Origin of the sequence: Baia soyae, assembly GCF_004341445.1 — a bacterium.
Classification (GTDB): Bacteria; Bacillota; Bacilli; order Thermoactinomycetales; family Thermoactinomycetaceae; genus Baia; species Baia soyae.
In genome coordinates, this window is sequence record NZ_SLXV01000081.1 from 1 (window position 1) to 2,082 (window position 2,082).

Below are 2,082 nucleotides of genomic sequence, written 5' to 3' on the forward strand. Positions count from 1 at the left end.
TTGGATTCGTCAGACTTAAGTGAACCGCCTAGTGCGGAACCGCATGCTAGGTGGTGTGAGAGGTCGGGGGTTAATCACCCCCTCCTACTCGATTTATAGAAAATGTCGGTGTTGTAATCGACTGGACAAAAAATCTGCCACGATGTTGGGGAAGTTTTTGTCCTCTTCTAGTGTCAATAAAGCGATCGAAACACGAGTGCACCCATATTGTCTCATTAATCGAACTAATTGATCTTTTGTTGCCGGAGTAGATAGGCCGTATCGATCTTCAAACGTTTTTAAGATTAATGCTTCTTCAAATGAAGGATGTGCTTTTTGGATGGTAGCACGATTCAATTGCCAGTCTTGTAGTTGCCTTCGTTTGCGAGGACGTTGCTCCGGGATGAATGAGAATTTTTCAGGATTTTTTCGGCGTAATGTATAGATTCTTTGATAAATGGCACCTTGAGTCCGAGACAGTTTTGACTCTAATTCAGCAATAGCAGTTGAAAGAGATTTCCCTTCTTTCAAAGAACGATTTACCGTATCGATTACCAAATTCTCTTCTTCTTCGTCCCAGCTGTTTAAGCGAAATGTGGTAGGATCACCATCAGTATGGATAAATCGATTAGGGTTTTCTGCACGTAGTTTTCGAACATGAGACATAATCCCCGCGTATCCTCTATTTAAATCCAGTGAGATTTGCTTTAATAAATCCCGATCCCGTTTACCCACGGCAGATCCTTTATTGATAGCCTCTATGATATGGGTATTTTCTTCCTCTGTATATTTCCCTTTTTTTGGATCATACATTTTCCGAACCCCTTTCTCCATAAAATCTGGATACTCTATATTTACTAATATAACAGAAAAGACAGTTATTTTTCTACGTAGTATAAAAAGGAGCATTCATGACGATACACATTAATAGACTTTATTTTTTGGAAAAAGGAGGAAATGAGAATGAATTCTTTAACTATAAAAGAAATTAGCTCTTTCCTATCAACACGAATCAATTTTCCAAAGAAGTCTCCCAAGGATTCACCACCGCATAAAAAATGGGATGCTTCCGCGCGTGCTTCTATTGTCATTTTATGGGGACTTCTTGTTTATCCTCAATTAGATAAAGATCTTCAACAAAGAAGACAAAAACCGACGATTACGATTGCTGAATTGCAACGACTATTTTTTGAATATCTTGGCAGTAAAGAACAATGTATGCAAGTTTTATTATTATTAAAGAATCATGATTACATAAGAATGAACGAAGAGCAAGCGATCTCTGCGGGTACAGAGCTTTATAAAGCGGTAGACGCATTAAAGATGTATCGATTGTTTCGGGATTCGATCCTATCTCGTTCTTTTTATAAACAGAATCAATGAAACCAGCTTTATGCTTCGCTAAGCTGGTTTTTTGTATGTTTATTCTTTTGTCTCTGTATCAAGTAATTGATCAATTTCTTCGCGAATTTTCATTAAATCTTCTGGTGAGAGTTTGGAAAGATCACGGATCATGATTTCTAGTTTCATGGATCGGAATTCTTCCAGAAATGGCGGCATATAATGATTCTTGACTGAGATAGGAAAAACTCCTTTCAATTAAATAATTATATTTATTGTAGTTCCTATTTTATCAAAAGCAAGAATGGATTGTGTGTGAATAATAACCATCTATATAACCGTTTTTCATTTCAATCGGATTCAAAAAAGTGTACTTTTTTTGGTTTTGATTTACGTAAATGGGGTATATAAGGTTTTAATCATGTTTATCTCGTCTCTAAAATAAAAGATAAGAGGTGCTGGAGATATGCAAGAAAAGCTACATGCACTGGAAGAGCGGTTAAACCAATTGGAGCAAGAATACTTATTGGCAAAAGAGCGTCATGAGTTCTTGCAACAGTATGATTTGTACGAAGAGATGAAGCAGATTTGGAAAGAACGCCGTGACCTTAAAAAGCAAGCAAAGCTTTGTAGTTGAAGATAAAATAGCAAAAAGCAGGTATCTCAAAATGAAGTGAACCCAAAAAGTTAGACACGAAGTTTTAAGCAATCTGCAGGGTATGTGTTCGGTATTGAACCGGACTCATGCCCTTTAGTTTTATC

General features: G+C 36.8%; 3 protein-coding genes. 2 read left to right on the plus strand and 1 reads right to left on the minus strand.

The window, feature by feature from the left end; genetic code table 11:
• Positions 1-93: 93 nt before the first annotated feature.
• Positions 94-792 carry a hypothetical protein gene (locus EDD57_RS14180; RefSeq protein WP_131850065.1) on the minus strand — a complete coding sequence of 233 codons (699 nt, stop codon included), beginning with the start codon at positions 790-792 and terminating at the stop codon, positions 94-96.
• Positions 793-942: 150 nt separating this feature from the next.
• On the opposite strand from EDD57_RS14180, the gene EDD57_RS14185 reads away from it, so the two are divergent.
• On the plus strand, positions 943-1,362 hold the full coding sequence (locus tag EDD57_RS14185; protein ID WP_131850066.1) for a hypothetical protein: 420 nt from the start codon (positions 943-945) through the stop codon (positions 1,360-1,362).
• A 424-nt stretch (positions 1,363-1,786) separates the two neighbouring features.
• Positions 1,787-1,957, plus strand: a complete 171-nt coding sequence (locus EDD57_RS14565) for a hypothetical protein (protein ID WP_165873857.1) — start codon at positions 1,787-1,789, stop codon at positions 1,955-1,957.
• Positions 1,958-2,082 lie beyond the last annotated feature (125 nt).

Excerpts from the sequence above, each read along its gene's own strand:
- EDD57_RS14180 (WP_131850065.1), bottom strand. The coding sequence starts at position 792 with ATGTATGATCCAAAAAAAGGGAAATATACAGAGGAAGAAAATACCCAT.
- EDD57_RS14185 (WP_131850066.1), top strand. The coding sequence starts at position 943 with ATGAATTCTTTAACTATAAAAGAAATTAGCTCTTTCCTATCAACACGA.
- EDD57_RS14565 (WP_165873857.1), top strand. The coding sequence starts at position 1,787 with ATGCAAGAAAAGCTACATGCACTGGAAGAGCGGTTAAACCAATTGGAG.